Annotated in this window: 18 protein-coding genes; 9 read left to right on the forward strand and 9 right to left on the reverse strand. The window is 68.2% G+C overall.

Annotated elements, in window-relative coordinates:
- Window positions 1-35: 35 nt before the first annotated feature.
- Window positions 36-824 (forward strand): SDR family NAD(P)-dependent oxidoreductase, encoded by a 789-nt coding sequence (locus tag FZP69_RS16870; RefSeq protein ID WP_192918624.1) that lies wholly within the window; start codon window positions 36-38, stop codon window positions 822-824.
- Window positions 825-913: 89 nt separating this feature from the next.
- Here the strand turns inward: FZP69_RS16870 and FZP69_RS16875 are convergent, their stop codons facing one another.
- Both FZP69_RS16875 and FZP69_RS22695 read right to left on the reverse strand, forming a co-directional pair.
- Window positions 914-1,753 (reverse strand): MBL fold metallo-hydrolase, encoded by an 840-nt coding sequence (locus tag FZP69_RS16875; RefSeq protein WP_152042547.1) that lies wholly within the window; start codon window positions 1,751-1,753, stop codon window positions 914-916.
- Window positions 1,750-1,920: a hypothetical protein gene (locus FZP69_RS22695; protein ID WP_192918625.1), complete on the reverse strand. Its 171-nt coding sequence runs from the start codon at window positions 1,918-1,920 to the stop codon at window positions 1,750-1,752. The genes FZP69_RS16875 and FZP69_RS22695 overlap by 4 nt, the downstream gene beginning before the upstream one ends.
- Before the next feature lie 264 nt (window positions 1,921-2,184).
- Between FZP69_RS22695 and fba the strand changes: the two genes are divergently transcribed.
- The 5 genes from fba to FZP69_RS16900 all read left to right on the forward strand — a co-directional run bounded on the left by fba (window position 2,185) and on the right by FZP69_RS16900 (window position 10,328).
- A complete protein-coding gene (gene fba, locus FZP69_RS16880; protein ID WP_152042548.1) occupies window positions 2,185-3,183 on the forward strand; it encodes a class II fructose-bisphosphate aldolase in 999 nt (332 codons plus the stop codon).
- Window position 3,184: 1 nt separating this feature from the next.
- A complete protein-coding gene (locus FZP69_RS16885) occupies window positions 3,185-4,759 on the forward strand; it encodes an FGGY-family carbohydrate kinase (protein WP_152042549.1) in 1,575 nt (524 codons plus the stop codon).
- Window positions 4,746-5,786, forward strand: a complete 1,041-nt coding sequence (locus FZP69_RS16890; protein ID WP_152042550.1) for an NAD(P)-dependent oxidoreductase — start codon at window positions 4,746-4,748, stop codon at window positions 5,784-5,786. Before FZP69_RS16885 ends, FZP69_RS16890 begins: the two co-directional genes overlap by 14 nt.
- 635 nt (window positions 5,787-6,421) lie before the next feature.
- Window positions 6,422-8,062, forward strand: coding sequence for a COG1361 S-layer family protein (locus FZP69_RS16895; protein WP_152042551.1), 1,641 nt, complete (start codon window positions 6,422-6,424; stop codon window positions 8,060-8,062).
- Between the two features lie 4 nt (window positions 8,063-8,066).
- Entirely contained in the window at window positions 8,067-10,328 is a 2,262-nt protein-coding gene (locus FZP69_RS16900; RefSeq protein ID WP_152042552.1) for an efflux RND transporter permease subunit, read from the forward strand.
- A 12-nt stretch (window positions 10,329-10,340) separates the two neighbouring features.
- Here the strand turns inward: FZP69_RS16900 and FZP69_RS16905 are convergent, their stop codons facing one another.
- The 3 genes from FZP69_RS16905 to FZP69_RS16915 all read right to left on the reverse strand — a co-directional run bounded on the left by FZP69_RS16905 (window position 10,341) and on the right by FZP69_RS16915 (window position 12,818).
- On the reverse strand, window positions 10,341-11,360 hold the full coding sequence (locus tag FZP69_RS16905; RefSeq protein WP_152042553.1) for a DHH family phosphoesterase: 1,020 nt from the start codon (window positions 11,358-11,360) through the stop codon (window positions 10,341-10,343).
- Between the two features lie 276 nt (window positions 11,361-11,636).
- Window positions 11,637-11,948 carry a non-histone chromosomal MC1 family protein gene (locus FZP69_RS16910; protein ID WP_152042554.1) on the reverse strand — a complete coding sequence of 104 codons (312 nt, stop codon included), beginning with the start codon at window positions 11,946-11,948 and terminating at the stop codon, window positions 11,637-11,639.
- Between the two features lie 147 nt (window positions 11,949-12,095).
- Window positions 12,096-12,818 (reverse strand): alanyl-tRNA editing protein, encoded by a 723-nt coding sequence (locus tag FZP69_RS16915; RefSeq protein WP_152042555.1) that lies wholly within the window; start codon window positions 12,816-12,818, stop codon window positions 12,096-12,098.
- Between the two features lie 155 nt (window positions 12,819-12,973).
- Between FZP69_RS16915 and FZP69_RS16920 the strand changes: the two genes are divergently transcribed.
- Entirely contained in the window at window positions 12,974-13,669 is a 696-nt protein-coding gene (locus tag FZP69_RS16920; protein WP_152042556.1) for an HD domain-containing protein, read from the forward strand.
- A 27-nt stretch (window positions 13,670-13,696) separates the two neighbouring features.
- Here the strand turns inward: FZP69_RS16920 and FZP69_RS16925 are convergent, their stop codons facing one another.
- The 3 genes from FZP69_RS16925 to proS all read right to left on the reverse strand — a co-directional run bounded on the left by FZP69_RS16925 (window position 13,697) and on the right by proS (window position 21,344).
- On the reverse strand, window positions 13,697-14,686 hold the full coding sequence (locus FZP69_RS16925; RefSeq protein WP_152042557.1) for an NAD-dependent epimerase/dehydratase family protein: 990 nt from the start codon (window positions 14,684-14,686) through the stop codon (window positions 13,697-13,699).
- Window positions 14,687-15,087: 401 nt separating this feature from the next.
- Complete coding sequence (gene gltB / locus FZP69_RS16930; protein WP_152042558.1) at window positions 15,088-19,620, reverse strand: glutamate synthase large subunit; 4,533 nt, start codon at window positions 19,618-19,620, stop codon at window positions 15,088-15,090.
- 248 nt (window positions 19,621-19,868) lie between these two features.
- Window positions 19,869-21,344, reverse strand: coding sequence for a proline--tRNA ligase (gene proS, locus FZP69_RS16935; RefSeq protein WP_152042559.1), 1,476 nt, complete (start codon window positions 21,342-21,344; stop codon window positions 19,869-19,871).
- A gap of 306 nt (window positions 21,345-21,650) precedes the next feature.
- On the opposite strand from proS, the gene FZP69_RS16940 reads away from it, so the two are divergent.
- A complete protein-coding gene (locus FZP69_RS16940) occupies window positions 21,651-22,163 on the forward strand; it encodes an HTH domain-containing protein (protein ID WP_152042560.1) in 513 nt (170 codons plus the stop codon).
- An 8-nt stretch (window positions 22,164-22,171) separates the two neighbouring features.
- Here FZP69_RS16940 and FZP69_RS16945 read toward each other — a convergent pair whose 3' ends face one another.
- Complete coding sequence (locus FZP69_RS16945; RefSeq protein ID WP_152042561.1) at window positions 22,172-22,657, reverse strand: hypothetical protein; 486 nt, start codon at window positions 22,655-22,657, stop codon at window positions 22,172-22,174.
- 285 nt (window positions 22,658-22,942) lie between these two features.
- On the opposite strand from FZP69_RS16945, the gene FZP69_RS16950 reads away from it, so the two are divergent.
- On the forward strand, window positions 22,943-24,868 hold the full coding sequence (locus FZP69_RS16950; protein WP_152042562.1) for a beta-CASP ribonuclease aCPSF1: 1,926 nt from the start codon (window positions 22,943-22,945) through the stop codon (window positions 24,866-24,868).
- The last annotated feature ends 17 nt before the right edge of the window (window positions 24,869-24,885 follow it).

Consider the following 24,885-nt stretch of genomic DNA (forward strand, 5'->3'; position numbering starts at 1 on the left):
ATACTGTGAAGTGGGGGATGGGACGACAGGTGGGTATGCCCTCGTACGATCTCGGAGACAGGGTGGCGATCGTGACCGGCGGGAGTTCCGGCATCGGACGCGGCATCGCGCTCCGGTTGGCCGAAGCAGGAGCGACGACCGTGATCGCGGACGTCCGGCGGGAGCCCCACCGGGGTGGGCACTTCCAGACCGACGTGACGACGCCGACGGACGAACTCGTCTCGACGGAGTTCGGCGCGCGTTCGAGCTACGTCGAGACCGACACCAGCGATCCGGACGCCGTCGACCGGCTGGTCGAGCACACCGTGGACGAGTACGGCGGGATAGACGTCCTGGTCAACAACGCGGGGATCCTGATCCCGGGGACGAGCCAGGAGGTGGCACGGTCGGAGTACGAGCGGATGATCGCGGTCAATCTGAACGGCTACTTCTACACGACCAGCGCAGCGGTACCCCACCTGCGCGACGCCGACCACGGGCGGATCGTCAACGTCAGCTCCGTCAACGCCTACTACGGTGGCGGCGGTGCCGGATACGCCGCCTCGAAGGCCGGGATCGTCAACATGACCCGGGACTTCGCCGTCGAGGTCGCCGACGACGGCGTCACGGCCAACACGGTCCTCCCGGGCGTGATAAAGACACAGCTCCAGGACGTCGGCGGCGAGGCGGCGATCGAACGACGCCGGGAGGAGACGCCCCTCCCGCGTCTCGGCGAACCGCGGGACGTGGGCGAGGCCGTCGCGTTCTTCGCCAGCGACGCGGCGGCGTGGATCACGGGGGCGGAGCTCGTCGTCGACGGCGGCTACGTCGCCGGGGGTCACTGAGCGACATCGAGCGCGCACCCGCCTGACGACTCCGTCTCGCTCACCAGAGACGTGCCCGTTACTGCCCAGAACGGAGCGCCCGCCACCCCTCAGAGGTCGATCCGATCGCCGATCTCCGCGATCTCGACGTCGCGGGGGTACTCCATACCCCGTGCGTGATCGAACAGCGCGCGAGGGTCCGCCCGGAGGCCCTTCCACATGTCCCAGTGGGTCGGCACCAGCCGCTCCATCCGGAGCGCCGTCGCGACGGAGACCGCCTCGTTCCCGTCGCAGTACCAGTCCCGGTAGCGGGGCTCGCCCGTCTCCTTGTCCGCGATCAGCCCGTTCGAGCCGAACGCGACGACGCCGAGGTCGATCTCGTAGCGGCGGCCGATGTCGGTCAGGGTGTCCTCGTCGTAGCGGGTGTCCCCGCCGTGGAAGAACGTCCCCGCCTCGTGCTCGACGACGTACGACACCGGGTGTGCCGACAGCGGATCGTGGGCCGCCTCGACCGAGATCTCCAGCGACCCGATCCTCAACTGGTCGCCCGCCTCGACCGCCTCGAACTGGTCGCGCCGGCAGTCCCAGCGATCCGGCCACGCCTCCTCGACGGTCCGTTCGAGACTCGCCGCCGACCCGTACATCGTCGCTCCCGTCCCGGCGAGAATGGGCCCCTGGCTCGGCCCGTCCACGTGGTCGGAGTGTTCGTGCGTCACGAGGATGGCGTCCGCGGCCGTGACGTCGGTCGGCTCCATCGGCACGGGGATCATCCGAACGGTGCGGGGTGGCGTGCCGAGTCCGAAGTACGGATCGACGAAGATCGTCGTGCCGTCGCTGGCCTTCAGCACGAACCCGTTACAGCCGAGATACCAGAGCGAGACCCCGTCGACGGACGCGTCGGCGACGGCGTTCGGAAGCCAGTCACCCCAGTCCGATCGCGGGGACGTCATCGCCCTTCCACGGGGCGCGCAGGGCGGTCGCCAGGCCGGTCACGCGCCTCCCCGTGGACAGCCAGGTCGGGATCGGGTTCGCCAGCGAGTGCGGACGTGTCGGCGGGACCGTCGGACACGGGCGGGCCGTCACAGTCGGACGCGCCGGGAGCGTCGTCTTGACTCATCGGCCGTCTATCCCGCTCGTGGACCCAAATAAGTTCGGAGGGATCGAGCGGTTCCCTCCGGTTCCGATCGCACGAACCGCCCCCGCGACGGGATCGGTCGTGTGACACGGCGAACCCGTCGGCCAGCGAGCGACACCGGTTCGTGCGCCGGCGGCGACGGCGGTCGTGTGAGCGCCACCGCGGTCGGTCGCAGCCGGCTCGTCACGGGTGGCGGGCCCGGCGGTTTCCGACACGTATTTGCCCGTGACTGCGGAGGCGTAGACGATGCCATACGCGAGCGGGTCGGAACTGTCGGACGCGTACGCCCGGGCACGGGACCGGGGGTACGGCTTCGTCGCCAGCAACGTCACGGAGCCGAACATCCTGACGGGACTGGTCGAGGGGGCGGAGCGGGCGGCCTCGGACCTCGTCCTCCAGGTGAAACGCGACTCGGCGGCGTTCGCCGGGCGAGGCGAGCCCGCGACGGGGCTGGAGATCCTCGGAACCACGGCGCGGGCGCTCGGGCGGGACGCCGACGTGGGCGTCTTCCTCAACGTCGACCACGTGCCCGCCGACGACCGGGCGTTCCTCGAGGCGTGCGTCGAGTCGGGGATCCCCTCGTCGCTCATGGTCGACGCCTCGCACGAACCGTTCGAGGAGAACGTCGCACGAACACGTGAAGCGGTCGAACTGGTCGAAGCCCACGACGAGGAGATGCTCGTCGAGGCCGAACTCGGGATGATCAAGGGAGTCGAGGGCGGGGTCGAGACCACCGAAGCGTACTACACGGACCCCGAAGAGGCGGTCGAGTTCGTCGACCGCACCGGCTGTGACCTGCTCGCGATCTCGATCGGGACCGAACACGGCGTCTCGAAGGGGCGCGACCTCGAACTCCGCCCGGATATCGCCCGCGACGTGGGCGACGCGCTCGCCGACCACGGCCTCGACACGCCGCTGGTCGTCCACGGCTCGTCGGGACTGTCGGATACGCAGGTACAGGAGTTGCTCTCGACCGGCGTCTGCAAGCTGAACAAGAACACCCGCTACCAGTACGAGTTCGCCCGGACCGCCTGCGACTTCTACCACGACCACGAGTCGGCCATCCGCCCGCCCGCGGGCGTCGACGACGACCGGCAGGGGTTCTTCGCCGACAGCGACTGGTCGCCGGACAAGACGACGTTCACGCCGTTCCGAGTCTGTGAGGAGGTCCGCGAGCGGATCGCCGAGGTGATGGTCGGAGTCGCCGAACTGGCCGGGAGCGCCGGACAGAGCCAGTTCCAGTGAGATGGGAGACGACGCCAACACCGCGGACGACGCAAGCGACGAACCGCTACTCCTCGGCGTCGACGCCGGCCTGACGAACGTCAAGGCGGCCGTCTTCGATGCCGACGGGCGCGAGCTGACCGTCGCCTCGCGGGCGTCGCCGAACGTCGACGCCGGCCCCGAGCGGGTCGAGCGCGACATGGACGAGTTCTGGGCGGTCACGTGCGACGTCGTGCGGGAGGCCGTCGCGAGCGACGGGGTCGGGGGCGACCGGATCGCCGGCGTGGGCGTCGCCGGGCACGGCCACGGGCTGTACGCCCTCGACAGCGAGGGTGAGCCCGTCAGACCCGGGATCACGTCGCTCGACAGCCGGGCCACGAGCGTCGTCGACGCGTGGGACGAGGCGGGGCTGACGGCGGCGGTGGCCGAACGGATCGGCTACGAGCCGTTCGTCGCCGACCCGCTGAGTCTCCTCGGCTGGCTCCAGCGGGAGGAACCCGACGCGTACGACGCCATCGATCGGCTCCTCTTCTGCAAGGACTACCTCAAATACCGCCTCACCGACGTCGTCTGCACCGACGAGACGGAGGCGAGCGTCTTCTTCGACCCCGACCGCGAGGCGTACTCGGCGGAGGCCTTCGAGCTGCTCGGACTCGACGACTGTCTCGAGGCGCTCCCCGCGATCGTCCCGAGCTGGGAGGCGTGCGGCGAGGTGACGCCCGCGGCGGCCGCCGAGACCGGTCTCGACGCGGGAACGCCCGTCGCCTCCGGCCTCCACGACGTGGGCGCGGTCGCCCTCGGCGCGGGCGCACACCGGCCCGGACAGGGGACGCTCATCGTCGGCACCTGGGGACAGAGCATCTCCCTCACGGCCGATCCGGGCGGGCACGAGGCGGCCGGCATCGCCCGACGGTTCCTCCGCGACGGCTGGCTCCGGTACCGGGGCACGCGGTCGGCCGCGGCGGCGGTCGACTGGTTCGTCGACGAGTGCTGTCCGGACTGGCGCGAGGATGCCGAGGCGCGAGGCGTCGACCCGTACCGGGACGTGAACGAGCGGGTCGCCGACGTCCCCGCCGGCGCGAACGGGCTGTTGTTCCTCCCGTACCTCCGCGGCTCGACCGACCATCCCAACGCACGGGGTGGGTTCGTGGGGCTCACCGAGGACCACACCCGGCCGGCGATGGTGCGGGCCATCTACGAGGGGGTCGCCCTCTCGCTGAGCACCCACCTGCAGGAACTGGCGGGCGACCGCGGTCTCTCGGACGTCCGGCTCGGCGGCGGCGGGGCGAAGAGCACCGTCTGGAGCCAGCTGTTCGCGGACGTCCTCGGCGAGGACGTCGTCGTCCCCGCGGGCGCGGAGATGGGCGCGCGGGGGGTCGCCATCTGCGCCGGTCTCGCGGTGGGGCTGTACGACGACCACGCCGACGCAGTCGACCGGACGGTCAGCACCGAACGCCGCCACCGGCCCGACCCCGCGCGAGTGGCGTCGTACCGGACGATCCGGGAGGCGTTCGAGACGACGGTCGAACAGCACGTCACGATTTGGGAAACGTTGAAACAGATCGGCCGTGAGGGGAAGACGAATGGAGATCACTGAGGTGCTGCTCTGTGGCGATCCGCAGCAGCCGAGCGAGTACATGTACGAGAGCGCGGAGTTCCTCGAAGCCCACGGCGTGAGGTTCGAGCGGATGGACTGGCGGGGGGACCTCTCCCCGGAGCGGTTCCGCGAGGTGACGATGGAGATGGAGTCGCGCGGGCCCGCCGCGTACGACACGTCGGCGATCGAAGACCGGCTCGACGACGTCGACGCGCTCGTCGTCCACAAGGCACCGGTGTCGGCGTCCGTGATCGAGGCGTCGGCGTCGCTCTCCGTCGTCGGGGCCGCCCGCGGCGGGACGGAGAACGTCGATCTCGCGGCCGCCGAGGAGGCGGGTGTGGCGGTGCTCCACGCGCCGGGACGAAACAAGAACGCGGTTTCGGACTACGCGGTGAGCCTCCTGCTCTCGAAGGTCCGCGAGATCCCGCGACACGACGCGCGGATGCACGACGGCGAGTGGGTGCAGGAGTTCGACCCGTCGCGCCTGCCACGCGACGTCGAGGAACTGACGATCGGGATCGTCGGCTTCGGGAACATCGGCCAGGAGGTCGCCCAGCGACTCGGTGGCTTCCGCGCGGACCTCCTCGCGTACGACCCGTACCAGGACGAAGAGACGTTCACCGAACACGGCGTCGAGCGGGCCGACCTCGACGACCTGCTCACCCGGGCGGACGCCGTGACGCTCCACGCGCGGCTGACCGAGGAGACGGCGGGCCTCCTCGACGCGGCGTCGTTCGCGCTGATGAAGGAGTCGGCGATCCTCGTCAACTCCGCGCGCGGCGGCCTCGTCGACGAGGCGGCGCTCGTCGATGCCCTCCGCGAGGGTGAGATCGCCGGTGCCGCCCTCGACGTGTTCGAGACCGAACCGATCGGGAGCGACCACCCGTTCGTCGAGATGGACCAGGTGATCCTCTCGCCACACACGGCCGGGTCGACGCGCGACGCCGTGACCAACGGCCCGCGCATCGTCGCCGAGGGACTCGAGGCCCTCATCGACGACGACGAACCGGCGCACAGGATCGTCTGAGACAGCCTGTCGTCACCGGATACCAGTCGCGACTGACGGCGGGTCTTCCGGGCTGCCGGCCGCGGATCGGGTCAGATCGGTGTACGCCGAGGGGTGCGAGATCGACTGAGACCGGACGTATGCGGGGTCGGAGAGACACTTGAACGTCCACGCTCTGGTGGCTGTGTAGGTAAACAATTGGATACTACCGACGAGGGGCGCCATACGTCTGATTCGACCCGAGTGGAAGTGGAATCAGGACCGTTGTGGCCATTTGGAGGCGGACGACGTAATACTCGTCGAGAGACGGTTCGTGTCTCGTCGAACGCACTGAGAATCCAGAATCGACGTTCAAGACGTCTGTTACCCGGCTATTCCGCATCGAGTCGGATCCGAGTCCAGTTCCGAAAACCGTCGGCGAGAGTACAAATAGATAGATCGATTCGACGATGCTGGCGTCGGGCCACCAGGTGGATGCTGGCCGGCGAGCCCTGGCCCGGGTGGACGCCCCGACCGTAGACCGAACGCCGCGACAGAACCGGTGTGTCGACGGGGCCGTTCGTTCCGCCGACAGAGTGGTTACGCCGTCGCGAACACTCTGGCACACCGTAATCGAGTCGAGAGACTTACAACACGGCACTGCCTGGGATGACGCAATGAAGGCGCGTCTCCTCGCGTTGCTCGTCGTGCTCTCCATGGTCGCAGGTGCGCAGCCGGTCGTCGCCGAACAGGTCATCGGCCAGCCGGAGATCAGTCTCTCCGTCCAGGACAACCGCATTTCGCCCGGCGAACGGTCCACACTCCGGATCGCGGTCTCGAACGACGGCTCGCTCCGGAAGGGCGGTCCCGCGGCTCTCGAAGAGCGGGTCAAGTCCGCCCGCGGCGTCACCGTCGACGTCCTCGAGGAGCAGATCGACGCGCCGATCGCGGTCAAATCGGGGAGCGTGACGCTCGGCACGCTCCCCGACGGCGCGGTCGGGACGGCGGCGTTCCAGCTCGAGACGGGCGAGTCGCTCGCACCGGGCACCTACCGGATCCCGGTCGAGGTGACGTACTCCGTGACCCGGAGCGCTGACTTCGAGGAGACGGCGTCGCCGCCGGGGTACACGGACGTCTCCTACGCCGACTCCTTCCGCCGGACGACGACGACCGTCACGCTCGTCGTCGACCGGGAGGCGCGCTTCGAGATCGTCGCCGACGACGCCAACGCCGTCATCGCGGGCGACACCGGCACCCTCCAGTTCGACCTGCAGAACGTCGGATCGGAGACCGCGCGGAAGGCGACGGTGTCGCTAACGGCACGGACGGGCGACCTCTACTTCGGAGAGCCGACACAGCCGCGCAAGAACCGCTCCGTCTTCGTCGAGGAGCTCGCGCCGGGCGAGTCGGAGCCGATCAGCGTCCAGATCGGCGCGACGACCGGCATCTCTCCCGGAAGCTACCCGATCGCGGTCGACGTGACCTACGAGACGCCCGACGGCGTCGCCGAGACGTCGGACACCCTGTCGACGGGCGTCCGCGTCGAGCCCGAGCGCACGTTCGACGTGCGTGACATCTCGACCAGTTCGTTCCGCGTCGACGAGGACGAGGCGACGGTCCGGGCGACCGTCGTCAACACGGGTGACGCGCCCGCACGGAACGTGGTCGTCCGCACACAGGGACCGGGACCGCTCCAGGCGACCGCCCCCGAGGCGGCCGTCGGTGACCTCGGTCCCGGCGAGTCGGCGGAGATGCGGTTCACCTTCGCCGTCCCCGCGGACGCCGAGCCGGGGTCGATCTCCCTGTCGTTCGCGGTGGAGTACGAGAACGCCGACGGCGACCTCCGTCGGCTCGACGAACCGATCCGCCGGGCGGTGTCGCTCGACCCCGAGCGCGACGCCTTCGAGGTGGTCGACGTCGAGACGTCGGTCTCCGCTGGCGGTGAAGGGACGCTCGCGGTGACGGTGCGCTACGATGGCGACCGACCCGTGTCGAACGCGAACGCGAAAGTGTTCGTGAACGATCCGCTCTCCTCCGCGGACGACGGCGCGTTCCTCGGCTCGTTCGAGCCGGGCGAGACGCGCACAGCCGAGTTCTCCGTCACCGCCGCGGGATCGGCGATGGCGAAGGCGTACCCCGCGTCGATCGAGATCCGGTACGACGACGCCAGCGGGAACTCGAAGCTCGCCGACGGCCTGCAGTTCGGCGTCCCCGTCGGCGAGTCCGCCGGTGGACTGCCGCTCGGCTACGTCGGTGCCGGTGTCGGCGTGCTCGTGCTCGCGGGTGGGGTCTTCGTCTGGCAGCGCCAGCGAGGGTGAGGAGATGGACGCGCTCCGGACCGTCTTCGCCCGCGTCGGCGACTGGATCCAGCGACATCCGCTGGTGACGATCGCGGTCGTCGTCGGCCTCGTCGTCGTCGCCGGCGCGGGTGCGTCGCAGATCACGAGCGTCACGGGTAACGAGGCGTTCGTCGAGTCGAACCCGGCGCTCGAGCGCTTCCAGGACACGTTCGACCGCGGGACGATGGCCGTGCTCGTCCGCGGCTCGGTGACGGATCCCGAGACGATGCGTGCTATCGACACGTTCGATCGGCGGCTGGAGACGACCGACGAGGTGGTGACGGTGCTCACCCCCGCCGACCGCGTGCGCGCCAGATACGGCCGGATCCCCGACTCGCGGGCGGCCATCGAACGGGTCGTCGGGCCCGGGGAGTCGACGGTCGTCACCGTCGTGCTCGAGTCGGGACTCACCCAGGAGGAACAGCGACCGGTGTTCGAGGACGCGGTCGAGGCACGGTCCTGGGCGGCGTTCCCGGCCGGGACGGAGGTGGTGATCACCGGTCAGCCGGCGTTCTCCGCACAGCTCTCCGTGCTGATCCAGCAGAGCACCCAGCAGCTGCTGGGGCTGGCCGTTGGGCTGATGATCATCGCGCTCTTCTTCCTCTTCCGTGGCGTTCGGCTCCGGCTGCTCCCCATCGTCGCCGTCTTCGTCGGCGTGATCTACACGTTCGGCGCGATGGGGTATCTGGGCATCCCCAACTCGACGCTCACGTCGGCCGTGTTCCCCATCCTCATCGGATTGGGGATCGACTACTCTGTGCAGTTCCACCAGCGCTACGAGGAGGAACTCGAACGCGCACCCCCGTCGGAGGCACTCCCGGCGGCGCTTGCGGGCATCGGTCCCGCCGTCCTCGTGGCGATGCTCGCCGCCGCGCTCGGCTTCGGTGCCACCTGGGTCGCCACGCTGGGCGTCCCCGCCTTCGAGTGGTTCGCCCAGACCTCCATCCTCGGTGTCGTGCTCTCGTTCCTGACGGGCGTCTTCCTCCTGACGCCGGTGGTGACACTGTGGGTGCGGTGGCGGTACGACCCCGACGACGTCGACCCCGCGAGCGTCGACCGCGACGGCGAGGAGCTGAGCGACGTCGCGCGCTTCCTCGGCAGGGGTGCACGCTTCTTCGCCTCCCATCCCGCGCTCATCCTCGCGATCGCCGGCCTCCTCATGGTCGGTGGCTTCTACGCCGGGGAGAGCCTCGACACGCTCGCCGACTTCGAGGAGTTCATCCCGCAGGACCTGCCGGCGTACGTCAACCTCCAGCAGTTCCGCGCGGTCTCCGGGGGCGGTGACGCCGCACGGTACGACATCGTCGTCTCGGGGTCGGAGCTCCGCGAGCCCGAGACGTTGCGCTGGATGGAGCGGTTCGGCGAGGTCGCGGTCGGAACCGGGCAGATCGTCGCCGTCGAATCGCCCGCGACCCTCGTCAAATCGTACAACGGCGGCGAACTTCCCGCAACCGAGGCAGGCGTCGAGCGCACCCTCGACCGCGTCCCGCCCGAGCGCCGCCAGCAGTTCTACACCGACGGCTACGCCCACATCGTCGTCGTGACGGAGGCGGACGTCACGTCGGAGGAGACGCTCTCGCTCATCCGGACGATCGACGCGGCGCTCGAGCTCAGCCGCCCGCCGCCGGGGATCGACGCCCAGTTGACGGGGACCGACGTCGTCTCCACGCCGTCGATCATCGAACAGATCGAGTCACGCGACACGATCACTGGCTACGGCGTCTTCGCCGTGTTCGTCCTCCTCTTCGCCTACTACCGTGACCCGGTGAAGGCGATCGCGCCGCTGATCCCGATGCTGTTCGTCGTCGGCTGGCAGAACATCTACATGGCCGCGTTCGACATCCGCGTCTCCCCCCTCGGAGCGTCGCTCGGGGCGCTCTCGGTCGGCATCGGCGCGGAGTACACCGTCATCGTGATGGAGCGGTACTTCGAGGAGAAGCGTCGCGGAGCCGACCCACTGGACGCCATCGAGACCGCCGGCGCTCGCGTCGGCAAGGCGATCACCATCTCCGGGATGACCACGGTGTTCGGCTTCTCGGCGCTGACGCTGTCGCCGTTCCCCATCATCTCCGACTTCGGCTACCTCACCGTCGGCGTCATCTTCCTGACCCTCGTCGCCGCGATCACGACCCTGCCGCCCGTGCTCGTCGTGCTCGACCAGGCGCGGATGGACGTTCGCGCGTGGCTCGACCGCGAACGCGTACCTTCGGAGGTCGAGACCGACCGGAGCGCCGAGGGCGACTGAACCGGACGCCGACTACTCTCCCTCGTCGTCCTCGCGCGACGACAGGTGGAGCCGCTTGATGAGCCGTCGGGAGACGATTTCCTCGACCATCTCCACGAGCGCGTCCTCGTCGTCGGTGTGGTCGGCGAACAGCCCGAGCGGGACGTGGCCACCGGCCATCTGTCTGTGACCGCCCGCACTCCCCACGTCGGAGAAGGCGTCCTCGAGGACGCGACCGACGTGGACCCGCGAGTCCGTCGACCGGGCGCTGATCTCGACCGCGTCGTCGATGAGCCCGAAGACGACGCAGGTCTCGACGCCCTCGACACTGGAGAGGTAGTCCGCCGCCTGGGGGATGGCGTCGCGCTCGGACGTCCACCCCGTGTGGGAGATGAGCGCCGATCCGCGGACGAGTCGGTTGTCGATCGCCTGGCTGATCGCGTCGATCGTGGTCTCGCTGACGGCCGGATGCGTCAGATCGCGGAGGAGATCGACGTCGACGAGCGTGTGGAGCGTCTCCGCGGCGGCGTACTCGGCGCTCGTTACCCCCCGGAGGAACGTCAGCGTCTCGCGCCGGATGGCGAACATGAGCGCCGTCGCGAGCGGAGCCGGTGTCTCGAACGACAGGTCCTCGAGGTACTCGGTCATGATCGTCGCCGTCGCGCCGAAGTCCGCCCGGTGGTCGACGTAGTCGGCCTCGATCCCCTCCGTCTCGTGGTGGTCGATGACGATGTCGATCGGCGTCGAGCGGGGGACCTCGTTGTTCTGACCGGGCAACGAGTGGTCGACGAACGCGACGAGGTCGGCCGACGTGAGTTCCTCGGCGGCGAACGGCTTGAGGTCGAGATCGAGCAGGTTCACGAACGCCCGGTTCTGCTGGTGAGAGATCGTGCCGCTGTACAGCACCTCGACGTCCGTCACGTCCGCGTCGAAGGCGATCGCCTCCAGCGCCATGGCGCTGGAGAGGGTGTCGGGGTCCGGATTGTTGTGACAGACGACCGCCAGCGAGTCGTGTCCGGCGAGGAACTCCGAGAGGGCACGTCCACTCGTCATGCGTACGCGTACGCCGACCAGTCTCAAGGAACTATGGACTGCCCGACGGGGAGCTGAGTCGAGCGCCCGCGACGACACGACGGTCGAACGGGGCGCGTCGACCGCGGGGCGGCAGTGGCCCGAAGGACGGGAGACGCTTCCGGTGTCAGGGAACCCTCGGCAGTACTGACGGACGCTCGGACGTCAGCGACGAGGGTGGCGTCGGTGCCGACGCGGTCGAGCGGAACGACGCGACTGCTCCGTGCGCGCGGCGAGTCCCGGAGCTGGCGTGACGCGTTACTCGTCGAGGTGTTCGATTCCCTGCTTGGAGACGTTCGCCTTCGTGATGACGTCGGGCATCCAGTCGGGGGCGTCGTCGGGTGCCTCCTCCTTCCAGGCCCACCCCTCGTAGATGTGGACCTTGTCGGTGCCACGCTCGCGCAGGCGCAGGACGGCCTTGTCGTCGACGTCCGCCTCGCTCGATGCGGCGGGGAGCCGTCGAGCGGCCTTCAGTGCGGCCTGCCGGGGGGTTCGACCGCTGAACACGCTCTCTTCGGTGCCGTCGTCTTCACGGAGCACGAAATTCCGTTTGCCGTCTTCACGGACCATACAGCGTACACATCGGCAAGGATAATAAAACCACCAGACGGAACAGACCTCCCCGGCGCAGTCGTGCGGTTATTTCCATACGGTGTGGTGACAGCTTCTCCCCACGTGAGACCGGTCGTCGAGCCGCAGAATCGCACGACTGCGGTGCTACGCGAGGACGAATTCGAGACGCTCCTCGTCGCTGCCCTTGGTCTCCCGTCCGACGACGTCGACGGAGCCGACCTCACCGGTCGATGCGACGTGCGTCCCCGCACACGCCGTCCGATCGTACGGGTCGTCGCCGTCTCCGCCGATCTCGACGATGCGGACCTCGGTGATCGAGTCGGGCAGCAGGTGGAGTCGAGTCCGCCGTGAGTCGAGCGTTTCCTCGGCGACTTCGCGGTCGAGGACGTACCACTCGACCGGCCGGTCAGCTGCGACCAGGTCGTTCAGGCGGCGCTCGACGGTCGCGATGTCGTCCGCCGTGAACCGGGGGTACGCGCAGTCGAGGTGGGCGTGATCGGCGTACAGCTGGTTGCCCGTCGTCTCGGCGTCGAACTCCTCGAGGAGGACCGCCGAGAGGAGATGCTGTGCGGTGTGATAACGCATGTGTGCCCGGCGACGGTCCCAGTCGAGTTCACCCCGGACCGACGTCCCCACAGCGGGCGGGTCGCCGTCGACGACGTGGTAGACGGTGTCGTGCTTTGCGACCTCCGTTACCGTCCACGTCTCCCCGGTGTCGGCCACGAGCCGACCCGTGTCGCACGGCTGCCCGCCACCGGTCGGGTAGAAACAGGTCCGGTCGAGGACGACCCGGTCGTCGAGCACACGCTCGACACGGGCGTCGAACGTCCGTCGACTCGAGTCGTCGAGGTAGAGCGCCTCGGTCATATCCCGATCGACGGAGCGCGACGACTTACCCGCGTCGCCTCACGGGACTGCCTCGACGTCCGCCGTGGCGAGACCGTCGTAACGCCTAAGAGCCGAAAAACCGTTTTGGCGTACAATGAACTATCAGATACGATCCGGACCCAGGAGGTGTTGTCGTGGGCGTTGAAATCAGAGAGTCGCCCGTCTCCGAACAGGCGTACGCCGAGATGGAGGCGTTCGTCTACGACTATCTCGACGCGAGCGTCGAGAACGAGGACGACGGCGGGCGAATGCGGTGGTACCCGTGGCACAGCGCGGAGTACCGCTACAACCACATCCTCAACGTCGTCGACCTCGCCGAACACATCGCCGACCGCGAGGGGGCGAACGTCGACGTGGTCAAGATCGCGGCGCTGTTCCACGACATCGCCAAACTCGAGGCCGACCAGGACGTCCACGCGGAGGAGGGTGCCCGCGTCGCCCGCGAGTATCTCTCGACGCACGGCGACTTCGCGCAGTCGTTCGTCGAGCAGGTCTGTCAGGTGATCGCCGAACACTCCTACCAGGGGCCGCTCGCCGACGTCTCGCTCGAGACTCGCTGTCTCATCGAGGCGGACATCATCGACAAGGTCGGTGCCAACGGGACGGCGCTGATGCTCCTCCGGATGGGGTACGAGGCACGCACCCACATGGACGCCGCAGAGATGGTCCAGCGCGTCCTCGAACGCGGCAAGGACGCCTCCCACCGGGTCGACTCCGACACGGCCGAGAGCCTCGTCCACCAGCGCCTCACGCGCGTGAAGTGGTTCCAGGAGTGGCTCGAGGAGGAGGTACCGAACATGGACCACGAGGGGTTCGGCGGCCAGCCGTAGCTCGTCGCGGTCCGTCCGTCGAAGACGTCAGACCGTATCGAGCACACCCAGGACGCGCTCCTCGCGTTCCCGCGAGGGGCCCACCTCGCTCCCGTCTCGGTCGCTCTCGCGGTGTTCGGCCGCCGTGTCGAGCATTGCCGTCGCCAGCGGCGTCGACTCCCACCCCAGCGCCGCGAGTTTCGCGGTCGACATGACGTGGGGGTACGAGCGGTACAGCGGGAACTCCGTCGGGACGAGGTCGCCGGCGGCGAGCGCCCGCTCGCCCGCCGTGACCACCTCCACATCGGTCCCCATCGCGTCGGCCGCGAGGTCGACGTACTCCGCGAGCGTGGTGAGTCGGCGGTCGCCGACGTTGTACGCCTCACCTGCCTCTCCCGACTCGGCGACGAGCCGCATCGCCCGGGCCACGTCCGGCGCGTAGACGCGGTGCCAGACGTTCGTCCCGTCGCCCGGGATCAGCACCCGGTCGTGATCGCGCACCCGGGCGAGCCAGTAGTCCGTCCGCTCCGTGTAGTCGTGCGGGCCGTAGACGACACACGGCCGGACCGACATCGCACGGACACCCCTGTCGGCAGCCGCAAACACGACCCGGTCGCCTTCGGCCTTGCGCGCGCCGTACGTGTCGTCGGAGTCGTCGGTCGCCTGTGCCGGGGTACACGGTTTCAGGCCCGTCTCACCCTCGCGCTTCGGGATCACCTCGTCGCCGTACGCCGCGCCGCTGGAGACGTAGACGTACGCCTCCGCGTCGGCGAACACGTCGACTGCGGTCTCGACGTCTTCGGGGTGGTACGCGACCACGTCGAACACTGCGTCGTAGTCGGTCGTCATCGCCGCGGCCTGCAGGTCGGTCTTCACCGTGCGATCTCCCTGCACGTGGTCGACGTCGTCGTGGTCGGCGAACGGGTTCTCGTGGGTTCCCCGGTTGAACAGTGTCACCGTGTAGCCGTGATCGAGCAGGTAGTCGACGAGATGCCGACCGACGAAGCGCGTCCCGCCGACGACGAGTGCCGAGTCCATACGCGCCGCTCGGGCCCCGGCGGGTAAAACGTGTCACTCTCGACTGCGTAGACGTGGCGAACAGGTGGCGCGTCACACTGCGACGCACGGGACGGACGCACCACGCAGCCGCGGGCGTCCCGTGGTCCGTCACCGGAGCACGCTCGCGGATGGCCGCGGCATCGGATATAAACCTTCGTACCGGAACCACGAAGCCGACGGACGACGCGAGCGTCCGATCCCGAACACGGACGAGCGGAACAGGGATCGACACGGTGCCCAATCAGGCGGGATCGACACGGTGCCCAATCAGGCGGGATCGACACGGTGCCCAATCAGGCGGGATCGACACGGTGCCCAATCAGGCGGGATCGACACGGTGCCCAATCAGGCGGGACCGACACGGAGGTCGACGGGGCAGGTCAGTCGTCGCCGGTCGTCGCGACGCCCTCGGCGTCGGTGTTGATCGCCGACGTGCCCGCCTCGGCCGGGAGGTCGTTCCGAACGTCGTCGCGCGAGCGCTCGGCGATGACCTCGGCGTACGCGTCGGGCATCACCTTCACGAACTGCTCTCGTACCCGGACCCACTCCTCGAGCATCCACGCGGCACGGTCGGAGTCGGTGTACTCGGCGTGGTTCTCGACGAGCCGGCGGAGCATCGCCTCGTCGGACTCCTCGAGCGTCCGCGACAGCGTCACCATCCCGGTGTTGGCCCTGTCGGCGAACTCGTCGTCGGGGTCGTAGACGTACGCGACGCCACCCGACATCCCGGCGGCGAAGTTCTTGCCCGTCTCGCCGAGGACGGCGACGGCGCCGCCCGTCATGTACTCACAGCCGTGGTCGCCGACGCCCTCGACGACGGCCTTCACGCCGGAGTTGCGGACGGCGAAACGCTCACCCGCGACGCCGTTGATGTACGCCTCGCCCTGGGTCGCGCCGTAGAGGGCGACGTTGCCGATGAGGACGTTCTCGTCGGCCTCGTAGGCGGCCTTGTCGGGCGTCTTGACGATGATCTTCCCGCCCGAGAGCCCCTTGCCGACGTAGTCGTTCGCGGCACCCTCGATGCGCATCGTCACGCCGTTGGCGAGGAACGCGCCGAACGACTGGCCGGCGATACCGTCGAAGTCGACGGTGATCGTGTCGTCGGGCAGCCCGGCCCCGCCGTGGGCCTGCGAGATCCGGTTCGAGAGCATCGCGCCGACCGCGCGGTCGACGTTCGCGATCTCCGACTCGATGCGGACGTCGGTGCCCTTCACTAGCGCCGGTCGTGACTCCTCGATGAGATCGTGGTCCAGTTGCGTGGCGAGGTCGGCGTGTCGCTGTTCTCTGGTCTTGTGCCGCGGACCGGGCGCGGGCTCGGCGATGATCGCCGAGAGGTCGAGATGTTTGGCCTTGGGGTGGTCGGTCTCGCGCTGTTTCAGAAGCGACGGTCGCCCGACCATCTCCTCGACGGTCCGGAAGCCGAGGTCGGCCATGATCTCCCGGAGTTCCTGCGCCATGAACGTCATGTAGTTGATGACGTGCTGTGGCTTGCCGGGGAACCGTTCTCTGAGTTTCTCGTTCTGTGTCGCCACGCCGACGGGGCAGGTGTTCTCGTGGCACTGCCGCGCCATCACGCAGCCGCTCGTGACGAGCGAGGCAGTCCCGAAGACGTACTCCTCGGCACCGAGGAGCGCGGCGACGGCGATGTCGCGGCCGGTCATCAGGCCGCCGTCCGTCGTGACTTTGATCCGCGAGCGGAGGTTCGTCGCCCGGAGCATCTGGTTCGCCTCGGCCAGGCCGAGCTCCCACGGAAGGCCGGCGTTCTTGATCGACGTCTTGGGCGAGGCACCCGTCCCGCCGGAGTGACCCGAGATGTGAACCACGTCGGCGTTCGCCTTGGCGACGCCCGCCGCGATCGTCCCGATGCCTGCCTCGGAGACGAGCTTGACGTTGATGTCCGCGTCGGGGTTCGCGACCTTGAGGTCGTAGATGAGCTGCTTGAGGTCCTCGATGGAGTAGATGTCGTGCAGCGGCGGCGGCGAGATGAGCCCCACGCCAGGCGTCGAGAAGCGGACGTGGGCGATCATCTCGTTCACCTTCTTGCCGGGGAGGTGGCCACCCTCGCCGGGCTTCGACCCCTGGGCCATCTTGATCTGGATCTCCTCGGCGTTGGTGAGGTACTCCGAGGTGACACCGAACCGACCGGACGCGACCTGTTTGACGTTACACTCCTTCTCCGTCCCGAACCGTTCCGGCGGTTCGCCGCCCTCGCCCGTGTTGGACTTGCCGCCGATCCGGTTCATCCCGATGGAGTTGTTCTCGTGCGCCTCCGGCGAGAGCGACCCGAGTGACATCGCCGCCGTCGAGAAGCGTTCGACGATCTCCTCGACGGGCTCGACCTCCTCGAGGGAGACGGGGTCGCGGTCGGAGTCGAACTGGAGGAGCCCCCGGAGCGTCTGCAGCTCCTTCGTCTGGTCGTTCACCAGTTCGGCGAACTCGCCGTACTTGTCGTAACTCCCCGACCGAACCGCCTGCTGGAGCGTGCCGACCGTCTTGGGGTTCCAGCGGTGGTGGATCCCGTTGGAGCGGTTCTCGTACTCGCCCTGTCGTTCGAGATCGGGGTCGGCGCCGTAGGCGACGGCGTGTCGCGTCCGGAGGTCCTCTTCGATCTGCGGGAGACCGATGCCCTCCGTGCGGATCTCGGTCCCCGCGAAGTACTCCTCCACGAAGCCCGAGTCGAGGCCGACGGCCTCGAAGATCTGCGCGCCTTGGTAGGACTCCACGGTGGAGATGCCCATCTTCGCCATCGTCTTCAGGAGGCCGTCCTCCAGCGCCTTCTTGTACGCCGCGATGGCCTCGGTCTCGTCCGCCCCGTCGGGGCCGGCGACGACGTCACAGATCGTCTGGTACGCGAGGTAGGGGTTGACCGCGTCGGCACCGTAGCCGACCAGCGTCGCGAGGTGGTGGACCTCCCGGGAGTCGCCCGTCTCGAGGACGAGTCCCGCGTGGTTGCGGAGGCCGTTTCGTACCAGTGCGTGGTGGACCGCGCCCGTCACGAGCAGGCTCGGGACCGCGATCCGGTCGGGCCCGAGGTTTCGGTCCGAGAGGACCACGATGGTCGCCCCGTCCTGTATCGCGGCCTTCGCGTCGGCGCGGACGCGCTCGACGGCGGCCTCGAGCGAGGTGTCCGTCTCGAACGTGACGTCGACGACGGCCGTCGAGATGTCGCCGTCGAGGTCCCTGATCGCGGCCGTCTGACTGTCCGTGAGCACGGGCGAGTCGAGGACGAGCTGCTGGGCGTGTTCGGGACTCTCGTCGAGGAGGTTGCGCTGGCGGCCGAGTCTGGACTCGAGGGAGGTGACGAGCTCCTCGCGGATGTAGTCCAGCGGCGGGTTCGTCACCTGTGCGAACAGCTGCTTGAAGTAGGTGAACAGCGGTCGGTTGAACTCCGACAGCACGGACAACGGGGTGTCGTCGCCCATGGAGCCGACGGGGTCCTTGCCCGACTGCGCCATCGGTTCGATGAGGTGCGTGAGCTGGTCGTGGGTGTAGCCGAACGCCGCCTGCTGGGCGCGGAGCTGCTCCGCTCGCTCTCTGGGGAGGAGGTCGTCGCCGTCGGCGATCGCCGACAGCTCGATCTGGTGTTCGCGGAGCCACTCGCCGTACTTCTCGTCGGTGAGCTGGTCGAACACCTCCTCGTCGGGGATGACGCGACCCTCCTCGGGATCGGCCATGAACAGCTGTCCCGGCTTGAGGCGGCCGCGCGTCTTGATCTCGGCGGGGTCGGTGTCGAGCGCGCCGACCTCGGAGGCCATGACGAGCGTGTTGTCCGCCGTGACGTCGTAGCGACACGGTCGGAGCCCGTTGCGATCCAGCACCGCGGCGACCCGGTCGCCGTCTGTGGCCGCCACCAGGGCGGGACCGTCCCACGGCTCGAGTAGCGAGGCGTGGAAGTCGTACCAGTCTTTCCGATCTTCGGCCATCGACTCGTCGCCCTCGAACGCCTCGGGGATGAGCATCCGGAGGACGTGCGGGAGTTCGCGGCCGGTGTTGAGGAGCAGTTCGATGGCGTTGTCGACCGAGGCGGTGTCGGACTGGTTCGGGTCGTTGATGATCGGCTTCAGCGTCTCGAGGTCGGCCCCGAAGTCGGGGTGGGCGAGGTCCGTCTCCCGCGCCCGCATCCAGTTGATGTTCCCCTGGATCGTGTTGAACTCGCCGTTGTGGATGATCCCCCGGTAGGGGTGGGCGAGGTGCCACGCACCCAGGGTGTTCGTCGAGAAGCGCGCGTGGACGAGCGCCAGCGTCGACTGCATCCGCTCGTCCGTGAGGTCCGGGTAGTACGCCGGGAGCTGTTCGCTCTTCAGGAGCCCCTTGTAGACGAGGGTCTTGCGGTCGAGCGAACAGACGTAAAAGCGCTCCGAGCCGGGGAGATCGGTCTCCCCGATCTCGTTTTCCATCGCGCGGCGGCCGACGTACAGCGCGCGGTCGAACGCCTCTGTCGACAGCCCGTCGGGCGCGACGAACACCTGTCGCACGTCGGGCTCGGATTCGAGCGCGGTCTTGCCGAGCGACGTGTTGTCCGTCGGGACGTCACGCCAGGCGAGCACGTCGACATCGTGATCGGCGAGCGTCGACTCGACGATCTCCTCGAGCGCGCGCCGGTCGTCGCCGTTCCCCGGCATGAAGATCGACCCGACCGCGTACGTCTCGGGGAGGTCGGTGTCGACGACTGCCGCAAAGAACTCGTCGGGGCGCTGGATCAGGATGCCGGCCCCGTCGCCCGTGTTCTCCTCTGCACCCGTGGTCCCGCGGTGTTCGAGGTTCTCCAGGAGTTCGAGCCCGTCCGCGATGACGTCGTGTGAGACACCGCCGTCGAGGTCGATTACCGCCCCGACGCCGCAGTTCGAGCGCTCGTCGGCCGGGTCCGCGAGCCCCGCCGATACGGCGTGGGTGTCTCTCTGTGACTTGGTCATACGTCCCCCTCGGACTTCGGGCTTATCAGGTTACTCATAAAGGCATAAGGGTGTGTTAATCACATATAAGGGAGTATAATGTGTCCGTACGCGCGATCGACCCGGATCGACGCGTGCCGAACGGGACGAACGACCGTGTAGAACCCGGGGACGTGACCGTCCCGGCACGAGAATCGGCACCCGCACCGACGGCGTCGACGCCGGGTCGGAGACGAGACCGGTGGCGGTCCGACGAGGGGGCCACCCGATCAGTACGACTTCGCGAAGTACGCCGTCTCGACGGCGTCCTCGCCGCAGACCGCGCACGCCTCGCCCTCGTGGACGAGTTCGCCGGGTTCGTCGTCGGCGTGGAACGGCACCATCACGATCTCGGCGGCGATCTGTTCTTTGATCTCGGCCTCACACGCCTCGTCGCCACACCACGGTGCCTTGACGTAGCCCCCGTGGCGACCGAGCGTACCGAGGATCTCGTCTCGCGACGTGGCCGTCCGGACGCTCCCGTCGAGGGTCTCCTCGGCGGCGGCGTACAGTTTGGCGTGGACCTCGTCGAGGTGGGTTCGGACGGTCGCGGCGACGTCGTCGCGGGAGACCTCGTGTTTCTCGCTGTCGGGGCGGTGCGCGAGGGTGAGCACGCCGTCGTCGACCTCGTTCGGGCCGATCTCGATCCGGAGGGGAACCCCCTTCAGCTCCCACTCGTTGAACTTGAAGCCGGGGTTGCGCTCGTCGCGGTCGTCGAGTTCCACCCTGACGCCGTCGGCCTCGAGGTCCGACACAACCCCCTCGGCGTAGTCGAGCACCGCCGCTTTGGTGTCGCTCTGCCAGATGGGGACGACGACGACCTGTTCGGGCGCGATGGCCGGCGGGAGGACGAGCCCCTGGTCGTCGGAGTGCGTCATGATGAGCGCGCCGAGCGCCCGCCACGACAGGCCCCACGAGGTGGTGTGAGCCACCTGCTCCGTCTCGTCCTCGTCGGTGTAGCTGATGTCGAACGCCTCGGCGAAGGAGGTGCCGAGGTGGTGGCTCGTCGCGCCCTGCACCGTCTTCCCGTCGGGCATCAGCGCCTCGACCGTAGTGGTCGTGTGTGCGCCGGGGAACTTGTCGTGTTCGGGCTTCTTCCCCCGGAGCACGGGGATGGCGAGGACCTCCTCGTAGGTGTCCTCGTACTGGTCGAGCCGGGTGATGGTCTCGGTCCAGGCGTCGTCGTGGCTGGCGTGGGCGGTGTGGCCCTCCTGCCAGAGGAACTCCTTCGTCCGGAAGAACGGTTTGGTCTCCGTGGCCTCCCACCGCACCACCGACGCCCACTGGTTCACTCTGAGTGGGAGGTCGCGGTGGCTCCGGACCCACTGGCTCATGTACGGGGCGATGATCGACTCCGAAGTGGGTCGGACGGCGAGTCGTTCCTCGAGTTCCTCGTGACCCCCGTGGGTGACCCACGCGACCTCCGGATCGAACCCCTCGACGATGTCCTTCTCGCGTTCGAGGTACGATTCGGGGATGAACAGCGGGAAGTACGCGTTCTGGACGCCCGTCGCCTTGAACTTCGCGTCGAGTGCTCCCTGGAGCCGTTCCCAGAGCGCGTACCCCCGGGGGCGGGTGATGATGAAGCCGCTCATCCCTTCGGGAGCGTAGTTCGCCAAGCCCGCCTTCTGGACGACCTCGGCGTACCACTCGCCGGTTCTGTGCGACTTCGACTCGGTGATCCCGAGTTCCTGATCGTCGGTCATTGCCGTGGCGTTGCGTCAGCGCCGTCTTAAAGACCCCGAAGCGACCGATCCCCGACACGGCCCGACGCCGATGGAGGACGCTCGGGGTGGTCGTCATCGTCCCGGAGACGGAACGAGAAACGGTTACGTGGTCGCGGTCGGCGATGGGCCCGTCGTCACTCGACGGATGCGGCGGCCGCGACGGTCGACGGCCACACCGTCGTTCGTCTCCAGCACACATACGACCGCGGTGACACGATCGGTCGTGCGGAACCCCACCATGCAGGGGATAGCTACTTGTTAATCATGATCGTATCTCCGGTGGGGATGTCAGTATCGACAAGCAGCTCCGAGCGGTTCACCCGCTCGGGCCAGACGACCGGGACACGACTCGAACTCTGGGTACGACCGAGCGCCGTCGAGGGGGACGGCGTGGGTCACCTCGTCGAACAGGTGCGTGCGCTCGAACGCGAGGGGCACGTCGACGACGTGGCGGTCCGGATGTGGGACGAGGCGCTCGACCTCTCGTCGGACCTCCGCACCCACCGCGAACGCGAGGCACGGGCACGCGTGCAGGCGTTCAAGCGCTGGGCGTGGCAGAACGGGACCGAGATACGAGGGTTCGGCGAGCGTCGTCACGCGGCGCGCGGCCGCATGGGGCCCGAGTACGTCACGCAGCGCGTCCCGCGGGCGTTGCTCGCGGAGTACGAGGACGACGTGCTGGTGAACGTCACGCCGTGTGACAGTCGCGAACGGTGTATCTCACAGCGTCTCGACGCGATCGAGGCGGCGGCGGAAGCCGCGCAGTACTCGACGCCGCGCTCGCGCATCATCCGCTGACGCGTCGACTACTCCGGTCGCGTCGACACCGCGAAGGGGTCGGTGTCGCGCCACGACCACCCCGGGAGTCTCGTCTGAAAGCCCGCCGCGAGCGCCGCGTCCAGGTCGTCGACGCCGGCCACCCCGTCGCTGTGCGTGAACACGTCCGCGACGTGGAACGTCGCCTGGGCGAGGAGCGCGAGCGGCTGCCCGCCGGCGACGGTCGCCGCCAGCTCTCTGCCGAGGACCTCGTCGACGACGAAGCCGGGGTAATCCCCCTCAACGTCGAGGTCGCGGAGGAGCGCGACGTAGCCGGCGACGTTGACACCACGCTCGCCGTCGGCGAACACCGCGTCGACCGCCGTCCGGTACTGCGCCTCGTCGACGGGGTCGACCGTGACGTCGAACGCCGACCCCAGCCGTACCCGGGTGTCGTTGATGACCGTGACGATCCGGGATGCGCGCGCTCGCGTCCACTCGTACTCGCGTTCGACCCGTTCGGGAGTGAGTCGCATGCGGGGTCGAGGCGGGCATCACACTTCGCGTTTGCGAAGGCTTTTATAACTCCGAGATGATAGACCCGACTAAGCGGGTTCTCACTGCCTCTTCCCGCACCGCAGTCACGACACTGCAGTACTGACATAGTCGAAGTCGATAATGCACTCTCTCGGGTCTCACCTCGCGGGCACGCTCCGGATCGAGCGACCGCCAGCACGGACGAGACCGACGACCGCGGTGCGGGCGAGCGCGGGCGAACCCGAACTCGATACGTCCACAGGATGGGCGGATCGCTCTCAGTTATGAGTTCCGTAGACAAACAACTCGAGAATCTACAAGCAGAGATCGAGGCCGAACTACCGTCGGACATCTCCGTCTCGGACGTGAAGTACGAGGGTCCGGAGTTGGTCGTGTACACCAGACATCCGAAACAGTTCGCCCGTAACGGCGACCTGATCCGGAAGCTGGCCTCCAAACTCAGGAAACGGATCACCGTCCGGCCCGACCCCGACGTCCTCACCCCCCCGCGGGACGCCGAGGCGCAGGTGCTCGACGTCATCCCCGAGGAGGCCGGCGTCACCTCGCTGGACTTCCACGAGGACACCGGCGAGATCGTCATCGAGGCCGAGAAACCCGGTATGGTGATCGGTCGACACGGGTCGACGCTGCGAAAGATCACCCAGGAGGTCGGATGGACGCCCGAGGTCGTCCGGACGCCGCCGATCGAATCCGCCACGGTGTCGAACGTCCGCAACTTCCTCAAGCAGGAGCGCGAGGAGCGCCGCTCGATCCTCGAACGCGTGGGCCGACAGATCCACCGCAAGGAGCTCTCGAACGACGAGTGGGTGCGCATCACCACGCTGGGCTGTTGCCGCGAGGTCGGCCGCGCCTCGTTCATCCTCTCGACGCCCGAGACCCGCGTGTTGATCGACTGTGGCGACAAGCCCGGTGCCGAGGGCGAGGTACCCTACCTCCAGGTGCCCGAGGCGCTCGGCGCGGGGGCGAACACCCTCGACGCCGTCGTCCTCACCCACGCCCACCTCGACCACTCCGCGCTCATCCCCCTCCTGTTCAAGTACGGCTACGACGGCCCGATTTACTGCACGGAACCGACGCGCGACCTGATGGGTCTGCTCACCCTCGACTACCTCGACGTCGCCTCGAAGGAGGGCCGCACCCCGCCGTACGAGTCCGAGATGGTCCGCGAGGCGATCAAACACTGCATCCCGCTCGAATACGGCGACGTGACCGATATTGCACCTGATGTGAAGCTCACGTTCCACAACGCGGGGCACATCCTCGGCTCGGCGGTCACCCACTTCCACATCGGCGACGGACTCTACAACGTCGCCTTCTCCGGCGACATCCACTACAAGGACACCCGGCTGTTCAACGGCGCTGTCAACGACTTCCCGCGGGTGGAAACCCTGGTGTTGGAGTCGACGTACGGGGGACGGAACGACTACCAGACCGACCAGGAGGACTCCGAGCGCAAGCTCCTCGACATCATCAACGAGACGCACGAGCAGGGTGGGAAAGTGGTGATCCCCGCGTTCGCGGTGGGGCGCTCCCAGGAGATCATGCTCGTGTTGGAGGAGGCGATGCGCAACGACAAGATCCCGAGCATGCCCGTCCACCTCGACGGGATGATCTGGGAGGCCACGGCGATCCACACCACCTACCCGGAGTATCTCCGCGACGACCTCCGAGACAGAATCTTCCACGAGGACGCCAACCCGTTCCTAGCGGAGGAGTTCAACCACATCGACGGCGGCGAGGACGAACGCCAGGAGGTCAAAGACGGCGGTCCCGCCATCATCCTGTCGACCTCCGGGATGATCACGGGTGGGCCGATCATGTCGTGGCTTCGTCACATCGGACCCGACCCGAACTCGAACCTCGTCTTCGTCGGCTACCAGGCGCAGGGGACCCTGGGGAGAAGAATCCAGAACGGCTGGGACGAGATCCCGATCAACGACCGCAACGACATGGGGCGGTCGTCGACGCTGACGCTGAAGATGGGCGTCGAGACGGTCGACGGCTTCTCCGGACACGCCGACCGTCAGGGGCTGGAGAACTTCGTGAAGACGATGAACCCCCGGCCCGAGAAGGTCCTGTGTGTGCACGGCGACGAACGCTCCGTTCAGGACCTCTCGTCGGCGCTGTACCACAACTACAACATGCGGACGTTCGCGCCGAAGAACCTCGAGACGTTCCGGTTCAAGTGACGGGAGCGTACCCGTCG

Source organism: Salinigranum salinum (assembly GCF_009176545.1).
GTDB classification, from domain to species: domain Archaea; phylum Halobacteriota; class Halobacteria; order Halobacteriales; family Haloferacaceae; genus Salinigranum; species Salinigranum salinum.

Excerpts from the sequence above, each read along its gene's own strand:
- FZP69_RS16950 (WP_152042562.1), top strand. The coding sequence starts at position 22,943 with ATGAGTTCCGTAGACAAACAACTCGAGAATCTACAAGCAGAGATCGAG.
- fba (WP_152042548.1), top strand. The coding sequence starts at position 2,185 with ATGCCATACGCGAGCGGGTCGGAACTGTCGGACGCGTACGCCCGGGCA.
- FZP69_RS16895 (WP_152042551.1), top strand. The coding sequence starts at position 6,422 with ATGAAGGCGCGTCTCCTCGCGTTGCTCGTCGTGCTCTCCATGGTCGCA.
- FZP69_RS16900 (WP_152042552.1), top strand. The coding sequence starts at position 8,067 with ATGGACGCGCTCCGGACCGTCTTCGCCCGCGTCGGCGACTGGATCCAG.
- proS (WP_152042559.1), bottom strand. The coding sequence starts at position 21,344 with ATGACCGACGATCAGGAACTCGGGATCACCGAGTCGAAGTCGCACAGA.
- FZP69_RS16875 (WP_152042547.1), bottom strand. The coding sequence starts at position 1,753 with ATGACGTCCCCGCGATCGGACTGGGGTGACTGGCTTCCGAACGCCGTC.
- gltB (WP_152042558.1), bottom strand. The coding sequence starts at position 19,620 with ATGACCAAGTCACAGAGAGACACCCACGCCGTATCGGCGGGGCTCGCG.
- FZP69_RS16940 (WP_152042560.1), top strand. The coding sequence starts at position 21,651 with ATGTCAGTATCGACAAGCAGCTCCGAGCGGTTCACCCGCTCGGGCCAG.
- FZP69_RS16905 (WP_152042553.1), bottom strand. The coding sequence starts at position 11,360 with ATGACGAGTGGACGTGCCCTCTCGGAGTTCCTCGCCGGACACGACTCG.
- FZP69_RS16870 (WP_192918624.1), top strand. The coding sequence starts at position 36 with ATGCCCTCGTACGATCTCGGAGACAGGGTGGCGATCGTGACCGGCGGG.
- FZP69_RS22695 (WP_192918625.1), bottom strand. The coding sequence starts at position 1,920 with ATGAGTCAAGACGACGCTCCCGGCGCGTCCGACTGTGACGGCCCGCCC.
- FZP69_RS16915 (WP_152042555.1), bottom strand. The coding sequence starts at position 12,818 with ATGACCGAGGCGCTCTACCTCGACGACTCGAGTCGACGGACGTTCGAC.
- FZP69_RS16885 (WP_152042549.1), top strand. The coding sequence starts at position 3,185 with ATGGGAGACGACGCCAACACCGCGGACGACGCAAGCGACGAACCGCTA.
- FZP69_RS16910 (WP_152042554.1), bottom strand. The coding sequence starts at position 11,948 with ATGGTCCGTGAAGACGGCAAACGGAATTTCGTGCTCCGTGAAGACGAC.
- FZP69_RS16945 (WP_152042561.1), bottom strand. The coding sequence starts at position 22,657 with ATGCGACTCACTCCCGAACGGGTCGAACGCGAGTACGAGTGGACGCGA.
- FZP69_RS16925 (WP_152042557.1), bottom strand. The coding sequence starts at position 14,686 with ATGGACTCGGCACTCGTCGTCGGCGGGACGCGCTTCGTCGGTCGGCAT.
- FZP69_RS16890 (WP_152042550.1), top strand. The coding sequence starts at position 4,746 with ATGGAGATCACTGAGGTGCTGCTCTGTGGCGATCCGCAGCAGCCGAGC.